The following is an 8,097-nucleotide window of genomic DNA, read 5'->3' as shown; positions in this document are numbered from 1 at the left end:
CCGGCCCCCGGCCGGGTCGACGCCGTTGATCTCCATCGGACCCGAGATGATCTTGCCGACCGTCTGCCGCGGGTTCAGCGACGAGTACGGGTCCTGGAAGATCATCTGGATCTCGGAGCGGATCGGCGCCAGCTGCTTGCGCGTCGCGTGGCTGATGTCCCGGCCGCGGTAGGTGATCGTGCCGCTGGTCGGCTCCAGCAGACGGGTGATGAGCCGGCCGGTGGTCGACTTGCCGCAGCCCGACTCGCCGACCAGGCCGAAGCTCTCCCCCGCGTGCACGGTCAGGTCCAGGCCGTCGACGGCCTGGACGGCGCCGACCGTCCGCTTGATGGGGAAGCCGCCCTTGACCGGGAAGTGCTTGACCAGCCCCGAGACCGACAGCAGCGGCTCTCGCGCGGCGTCGGCCCCGGCCGCGCGGGTGGCGGGAAGGACCAGGTCCTCTTTCATGACGGTTGTCCTCCTAGCCCAGTCGGGGCCTGATCTCTTCGACGAAGATGGTTCGTTTCTCCTCCGTGCCCAGGTGGCACGCCGAGGAGCGGTCCGGTGCCAGCGCGGGGCGCTCGGTGGCGCAGCGGTCGCCGCCGACCCGGTCCCGGAAACCGCACCGGGGGTGGAAGCGGCAGCCCGGCGGCGGGGTGAGCAGGCTCGGCGGGGTACCGGGAATCGGTGACAGCGGGGTGCCGAGGTCGGAGTCGAGCCGGGGCATGGAGTTCAGCAGGCCCCAGGTGTACGGGTGCTGCGGCGACCTGAGGACCTCGTCGACGGTGCCGCGCTCGACCGCGCGCCCGGCGTACATGACCATGATGTCGTCGGCCATGTCGGCGATGACACCGAGGTCGTGCGTGATGAAGACGATCGCCGTGCCGAACTCCCGCTGGAGGTCCTTGAGCAGGTCCAGGATCTGGGCCTGCACCGTCACGTCCAGCGCCGTGGTCGGCTCGTCGGCGATCACCAGGTCCGGGTCGCAGACCAGCGCCATGGCGATCATCGCGCGCTGGCGCATACCGCCGGAGAACTGGTGCGGGTAGTCCCGGGCGCGCTCCTTGGGGTTGGGGATGCCGACCTTGGCGAGCATCTCCACGGCACGCTCCCAGGCGGCCTTCTTCGAGGCGCCCGTGTGCTTCATGTACGGCTCGGCGATCTGCCGGCCGATGGTGTAGAAGGGCGACAGCGCGGTCAGCGGATCCTGGAAGATCATCGCCACCCGGTTGCCGCGCAGCCGCTCCATCTCCCGCTCGGTGGCGGTGATGAGTTCCTTGCCGTCGAGGACGATCTCCCCGTCGACGGTGGTGAACAGCGGGTCGTGCAGTCCGAGGATCGTCAGGTTGGTGACCGACTTGCCCGAACCCGACTCGCCCACGATGCCCAGGGTCTTCCCGCGGTGCAGGTCGAAGGAGAGCCCGTCGACGGCCTTGACCGGGCCGTCCTCGGTGGAGAACGTCACCTGGAGATCGCGGACCGAGAGGAATCCGTCCGGCCCGGTCGGGGCCGGTGCGCCCTCGGCCTTGGTCAGTGTGGTCACAATGGCTGGTTCTTCCTAGGAGAGCCGGATGCGGGGGTCGATCCACGCGTAGGTGATGTCGGTCAGGATGTTGATGAGCAGGATGAAGAAGGCGCCGAACAGCATGACTCCCATGGTCAGCGGCAGGTCCTTGTTGACCGCGCCGTCCACGGCGAGCCGGCCGATCCCCTGGAGGGAGAAGGTCAGTTCGGTGACGACGGCGCCGCCCAGCATGGAGCTGACGTCGATGCCGAGCACGGTGACGATGGGGATGAGCGAGCCGCGCCAGGCGTAGCGCAGGAAGACGTACTTGCGCGACATGCCCTTGGCGCGGGCGGTGCGCACATGGTCCTCGGCGAGCTGCTCGATCATCGACGAGCGCGCCATACGGGTGTACTGCGCGGTGAAGATCGTGGCCATCACGCAGACCGGGATCGACATCCCGACGAACCAGCCGACCGGGTCGTCGGTGAAGGGCACGTACTTGGGGTCCTCCATCCAGCCGGTGCCGTAGACGAGGATGGTCAGCACGACCGGGCCGAGGAAGTAGATCTGGAACGAACTCAGCACCATGGACGCGCCGGTGGCGGCCTTGTCCACCAGGGTCCCGCGCCGGTAGGCGGCGATCATGCCCGCGCCTACGCCGACGACGAGGAAGACGATCGCACCGCCGGCGGTCAGGGTGAGGGTCAGCGGGAACCGGTCCATGATGGTGCTCCAGACCATGTCCCCCGAGTAGAACGACTGGCCCAGGCAGGGGGCCGAGCAGTGACCGGTGGGGAAGTCGCGGCCCGTCACGATGCCGGACATGAAGTCCCAGAACTGCTGGGCCAGGGGCAGGTTGAGGCCGAGGGCTTCCCGGATGTCCGCCAGCCGCTGGGGCGAACAGTCCTTGCCGCAGGCCAGGGAGGCGTAGTCGGAAGGTGCGGCCACGAAGAGGAAGAACGTCGCCGCCCCGATGAGGAAGAGCGTGACGAAGGCGCCGACCGTGCGCCGGATGATGAACTGAAGCATGGCGGGCTGGCTGCTCTCTGCGGAGACGGTGGGTAGGGGGCGCTCGGAGGCGGGGGCGCGCTCGTTCCCTGGCGCGCCCCCGTCATCAGCCGCGGATCACGACTTCAGGTACAGCCGGTTGATGTCGATGAGGCTGGACACCGAGCCGTAGCGGGCGCCACCCACGTTGGAGCCGGAGAGCTGGAACTGCTTCGTGTACCACAGCGGAGCCGCCGGGATGACGTTCTCCAGCAGGTAGTGCTGCGCTTCCTTCCAGGTCTTGGCGGCCTCGGCCGGCTGCTGGGTCAGCGCCTTCTTGATCAGCTCGTCGACCTTCGGGTCCTTGACGTGCGAGTAGTTCGCGGAACCGTCGAAGACCTGCGAGCCGTCGTAGATCGGCGTGACGACCGTGCCCGGGGACGGCCAGTCCTGGCCCCAGCCGGTGACGTACATGTCGTACGGGTTCTTGAGCTTGCCGATCTGCTCGTAGTAGCTCGCCGCGTCGACCTCCTTGGCGACCACGTCGAAGCCGACCTTGGTCAGCGCGTCCTCGATGGCGACCTTGCGCTTCTGCCCGGGCTCGCTGTTGGCGTAGGCGAGGACGAGCTTCTTCTCGGCGGCCGGGACGGACTTGAGGATCTCCTTGGCCTTGGCGATGTTGCCCTGCGGGGCCTTCAGCCGGCCGTACGGGTCGTAGCTCGCCTCGTAGCCGGGCAGCGTCGGCGCGAAGTAGTTCGGCGCGACGTCACCGCCGTAGGCACCGCCCTCACCGGCGATGAGCGACTTGGAGTTGACCGCGTAGGTGACGGCCTCGCGCACCTTCTTGTCCTTGACCCGGTCGAGGTTGAAGGTCAGCGTCATGACGTAGGGCTGGTAGCCCTTGACCGTGCGCTTGCTGGCGTCGGGGTTGTTGATGACGTCCTGGATCTGGGTGGCCTCGACACCACCCGTGAGCTGGATGGCGTTCTTGTTGTCGCCCTCGTCCGCGATCAGTCGCTTGGTCTGGGTGGACTCGGTGACGCCGAACTGGAAGTCGAAGCCGTCGACGTACTGGTGGCGCACGGAGTCGGTCTTCGGGTCCCAGTTGGGGTTCTTCACCAGCTTCAGGCTCTTGCCGACCTTGTTCTCGGCGACCTTGTACGGACCGGTGGCGACCGGCTTCTTCTCGTATCTCTCCTTGGTGTCGCCCTTCGCGGGGACGACGGCGTAGCCGGCCATGGCGAGCGTCTGCGGCAGGTCCGGGCGCGGCTGGTCGAAGTGGAAGACCACCGTCTTGTCGTCGGGGGTGTCCAGCACCGAGGCCGGCAGGTGCTTGCCGTCGTACCCGCCGCCCGGCAGGGCCTTGCGGTAGTCGGCGCCGCTCAGCCAGGACTGGAGGTAGGTCGGGCCGTCGAAGATGAACTTCGCGTACAGGCGCTCGACGCTGTGCCGGACGTCGGAGGAGGTGATGGGGTTGCCGTTCTCGTCCTTGACGCCGTCCTTCAGCGTGAAGGTCCAGGTCTTGCCGCCGTCGGAGGGCTTGCCGGAGTCGGTGGCGAGGTCACCGGCGACCGACACGTTGCCCTTGTCGTCCTCCTGGAACTGGGTCAGGCGGCGGAAGAGCAGGTTGGCGACCTGTCCGGCGTCGGAGACATAGATCTGGCCCGGGTCCAGGTGGGACAGGCCCGCCTCCTGGTACACGGTGATCGTGCCGCCGGGCTTGGCGCCGGGCACCTCCTTGGCGGGTCCGGTCGATCCGGCCGCGTCGACGTAGGTGACCGCCTTCGACTGGACCGCCGCCTCCTTCTGGTCCTTCTTGGAGTCCTTGCCCGACTTGCCGCCCTCGTTCTTCGAGCAGCCGGTGAGAACAAGGGAGCCGGCCGCGATGGCGATCACAACGGCACGCGCTCCGCGGGCGCGATGAGACATCATGTGGCGAATCCACCTACCTGTCGTTTGTTATCCGTGAGATCTGCCGTGCGCCGGCCGCGCGGGCCGGCGGGGGCGGCAGCCACCCCCACCCAACGGACGCTCTATCGCCCGGACTTGGGGTCGAACGCGTCCCGTACGGAGTCCCCGAGGAGGTTGAAGCACAGGACGAAGATCACCAGCGCCACCCCGGGGAAGAACATGAACGCCGGGTCCTGCTCGGCGTATCGGGCGCCGGCGGCGAAGAGGCGTCCCCAGTCGGGCGTCGGCTCGACGAACCCGACACCCGCGAAGGAGAGGAAGGCGATGCTGAGGATGGTGCTGGGCAACTGGTACGTGAACTGCACCAGGATCGGGGTGACGACGTTGGGCAGGATCTCCTTGCGCACGATCCGCCACGGCGAGGCGCCCGACACCTTGGCGGCCTCCACGAACTCCCGTTCGCGCAGGGACAGTACGGTGGACCGCACGAGTCGCGCCATGCCCATCCAGCCCAGCAGCCACAGCACGATCAGCATGGCCAGGGCGCGGAAGTAGGTCGGCGTCTCCTCGCGGGGATCCACGAAGAACGACGTCACGACGGGCATGAAGGCGATGAAGAACAGCTGTTGCGGGAAGGAGAGGAAGAAGTCGGTGCCGCGGCCGATCCAGTAGTCCGTACGGCCGCCGAAGTATCCGCCGATCAGGCCGATCACGACGCCGGTCAGCATGATGAGGACGGTGATGCCGAGCGCCATGTACAGCGAGGTGCGCATGCCGTACACCAGCATGGCGAAGAGGTCGCGGCCGTACTGCGGTTCGACGCCGAACCAGTGGTCGCCCGAGACGCCCCCCAAGTAGCCGAGCGGGAGCCCGAATTCATCGAGCAGGGGCTTGTCGGCATAGGTGGGGTCCTGTCCGTACAGGGTGTACGGATCGGTGCCCGACAGCTTCACGAGCAGCGGCGCGAGCAGGGCGACGACGAAGTAGCAGATCACCACCACGGCGCAGATCACGCCCGTGCGGTCGCGCTTGAAACGCAACCACATCAACTGGCCGGGGGACCGGCCCGCGAGCTTGACGGCCTCGCTCTTCGTCTCCGGCTCTGGTTCGCCGTCGACGACGACCGACGCCCCGCCGCCCCCGATATCGATAGGACTTGTCACGGTTCGTCCGTTTCACAGGTATAAGTGTGAGAGGTGCCCGGGTACTCCGAGGACGCGCGAAACCGCAGTAGGACGCGCGTAGTTCTACAGCCGAATCACACCGCTGGACGTGACGGACCGACCCACCTGGTGTTCGTGACACCGCGCATGGGGGTTCCTCCTCATGACTTCACGTGTTCACCAACAGGAGAGGGTTACCGTCTTCCCTCCGACACCCCTGACGGAGGGTCAGACACCCCCTGGTGCTCGTGAGTCGGCGCTGTCCCCACAGCGCGAGACCCATTGACCCGAGCGCTACGCGGCTAACTATCTGCCATGAGTCAGGTGGCGACCACTGTCTTTAAATCTCAATTCAGTCACAGCTGGCGCGAAGAACTTCCAAAAAGTGGACAAACTGTTCGACGGCAGAAGGCCGCGAAACGGACGTGTTACATGGCTATCGGTCTGACATCTCCGCAATCCGGACACCTGGCGCCGCATGACCGGCGATCGGACACCGGAAAACGGGTTGCAAAAAGCCCGGGTGCCCCCACCATGGGGGCACCCGGGCTCAAGGAGCGGAGGATCAGCCGTGCTTGGCGCGGCTCGCGGCGCGCGCCCGCTCACGCTGGTCGAGGTTGACCTTGCGGATGCGAACGGCCTCCGGGGTCACCTCGACGCACTCGTCGTCGCGGCAGAACTCCAGCGACTGCTCCAGGGAGAGCTTGCGCGGCGGGACGATGGCCTCGAACGAGTCGGCCGACGAGGACCGCATGTTCGTGAGCTTCTTCTCCTTGGTGATGTTCACGTCCATGTCGTCGGAGCGCGAGTTCTCACCGACGATCATGCCCTCGTACACCTCGGTGCCCGGCTCCGTGAAGAGCACGCCGCGCTCCTGGAGGTTCGTCATCGCGAACGCGGTGACGGCACCGGCGCGGTCGGCGACCAGCGAGCCGTTGTTACGGGTCTGGAGCGGGCCGAACCAGGGCTCGAAGCCCTCGTGGATGGAGTGGCCGATGCCCGTGCCGCGGGTCTGGGTCAGGAACTCGGTACGGAACCCGATCAGACCACGGGACGGAACGACGAACTCCATGCGGACCCAGCCGGAGCCGTGGTTGGACATGTTGTCCATCCGGCCCTTGCGGACGCCCATGAGCTGGGTGACGGCACCCATGTGTTCCTCGGGCACGTCGATCGTCATGCGCTCGACGGGCTCGTAGGTCTTGCCGTCGACGTCCTTGGTGACGACCTGCGGCTTGCCGATGGTCAGCTCGAAGCCCTCGCGGCGCATCTGCTCGACCAGGATGGCGAGCGCCAGCTCACCACGGCCCTGGACCTCCCAGGCGTCGGGACGCTCGGTGTCCAGGACGCGCAGCGAGACGTTACCGATCAGCTCGCGGTCCAGGCGGTCCTTGACCTGGCGGGCGGTGACCTTGCGGTCCTTGACCGCCGACTTGGCGTCGGCGCCCTTGCCGGTGCCGCCGCGGCCGACCAGCGGGGAGGTGTTGGTGCCGATGACCATGGAGATCGCGGGCTCGTCGACCGTGATCAGCGGGAGCGGGATCGGGTTCTCGGTGTCGGCGAGGGTCTCGCCGATCATGATGTCCGGGATACCGGCGACGGCGCAGATGTCACCCGGGCCGGCCACCTCGGCGGGCTTGCGGGTGAGCGCCTCGGTCATCATCAGCTCGGTGATGCGGACGTTGCTGATGGACCCGTCGCGCTTGATCCAGGCCACCGTCTGGCCCTTGCGCAGCTCGCCCTGCTCGACGCGGAGCAGCGCGATACGGCCGAGGAAGTTGTCGGCGTCGAGGTTGGTGACGTGGGCCTGGAGCGGGGCGGCCTCGTCGTAGGTCGGGGCCGGGATGTGCTCGAGGATCGTGGAGAAGAACGGCTCCAGGCTGGTGGAGTCGCTCGGCACCGTGCCGTCTTCCGGCTTGGTCAGCGAGGCGACGCCGTCACGGCCGCAGGCGTAGACGATCGGGAACTCGATCTGCTCCTCGTCCGCGTCCAGGTCGAGGAAGAGGTCGTAGGTCTCGTTGACGACCTCGTCGATGCGGGAGTCCGGGCGGTCCGTCTTGTTGATGCACAGGATGACGGGCAGCCGCTGCTGGAGCGCCTTGCGCAGCACGAAGCGGGTCTGCGGCAGCGGACCCTCGGAGGCGTCCACGAGCAGCACGACGCCGTCGACCATCGACAGACCGCGCTCGACCTCGCCGCCGAAGTCGGCGTGGCCGGGGGTGTCGATGATGTTGATGGTGATCGGTTCCCCGCCGTCCTTGGGGTGGTACTTCACCGCCGTGTTCTTGGCGAGGATCGTGATGCCCTTCTCACGCTCCAGGTCGTTCGAGTCCATGACCCGATCGTCGACCTGGTCGAGCTGGTGGGCGGCGAAGGCACCGGCCTGCTTCAGCATGCCGTCGACGATGGTGGTCTTGCCGTGGTCGACGTGGGCGACGATGGCGACGTTGCGGATGTCGTGGCGCGTGGCCATGGTGTGGCGTACTCCCGGAGTTGAGGACTGCCCTGCGCGTACGTCCGTGTCGCGCGGGCCCTGCCGGGCTGGACACG

General features: G+C 67.3%; 6 protein-coding genes. All 6 read right to left on the bottom strand.

The genetic code is table 11. The features are described 5' to 3' along the window. Positions 1–447: ATP-binding cassette domain-containing protein (locus tag JK361_RS35605; RefSeq protein ID WP_201826343.1), on the bottom strand; the 447-nt coding region annotated here is incomplete at its 3' end. Positions 448–460: 13 nt separating this feature from the next. Beyond that, a complete protein-coding gene (locus JK361_RS35600) occupies positions 461–1,522 on the bottom strand; it encodes an ABC transporter ATP-binding protein (RefSeq protein ID WP_201826340.1) in 1,062 nt (353 codons plus the stop codon). 15 nt (positions 1,523–1,537) lie between these two features. Further along, complete coding sequence (locus JK361_RS35595) at positions 1,538–2,515, bottom strand: ABC transporter permease (protein ID WP_201826338.1); 978 nt, start codon at positions 2,513–2,515, stop codon at positions 1,538–1,540. A 96-nt stretch (positions 2,516–2,611) separates the two neighbouring features. Next, a complete protein-coding gene (locus JK361_RS35590; protein ID WP_201826337.1) occupies positions 2,612–4,405 on the bottom strand; it encodes an ABC transporter substrate-binding protein in 1,794 nt (597 codons plus the stop codon). 101 nt (positions 4,406–4,506) lie between these two features. Then, positions 4,507–5,547, bottom strand: a complete 1,041-nt coding sequence (locus JK361_RS35585) for an ABC transporter permease (RefSeq protein WP_201826334.1) — start codon at positions 5,545–5,547, stop codon at positions 4,507–4,509. Between the two features lie 565 nt (positions 5,548–6,112). Then, on the bottom strand, positions 6,113–8,020 hold the full coding sequence (gene typA / locus JK361_RS35580; RefSeq protein WP_201826332.1) for a translational GTPase TypA: 1,908 nt from the start codon (positions 8,018–8,020) through the stop codon (positions 6,113–6,115). Between the last annotated feature and the right edge of the window lie 77 nt (positions 8,021–8,097).

The sequence above is a fragment of the Streptomyces musisoli genome, from assembly GCF_016741855.1.
Classification (GTDB): Bacteria; Actinomycetota; Actinomycetes; order Streptomycetales; family Streptomycetaceae; genus Streptomyces; species Streptomyces musisoli.
This window is presented reverse-complemented; position numbering and strand designations above follow the sequence as displayed.

Excerpts from the sequence above, each read along its gene's own strand:
- JK361_RS35595 (WP_201826338.1), bottom strand. The coding sequence starts at position 2,515 with ATGCTTCAGTTCATCATCCGGCGCACGGTCGGCGCCTTCGTCACGCTC.
- JK361_RS35590 (WP_201826337.1), bottom strand. The coding sequence starts at position 4,405 with ATGATGTCTCATCGCGCCCGCGGAGCGCGTGCCGTTGTGATCGCCATC.
- typA (WP_201826332.1), bottom strand. The coding sequence starts at position 8,020 with ATGGCCACGCGCCACGACATCCGCAACGTCGCCATCGTCGCCCACGTC.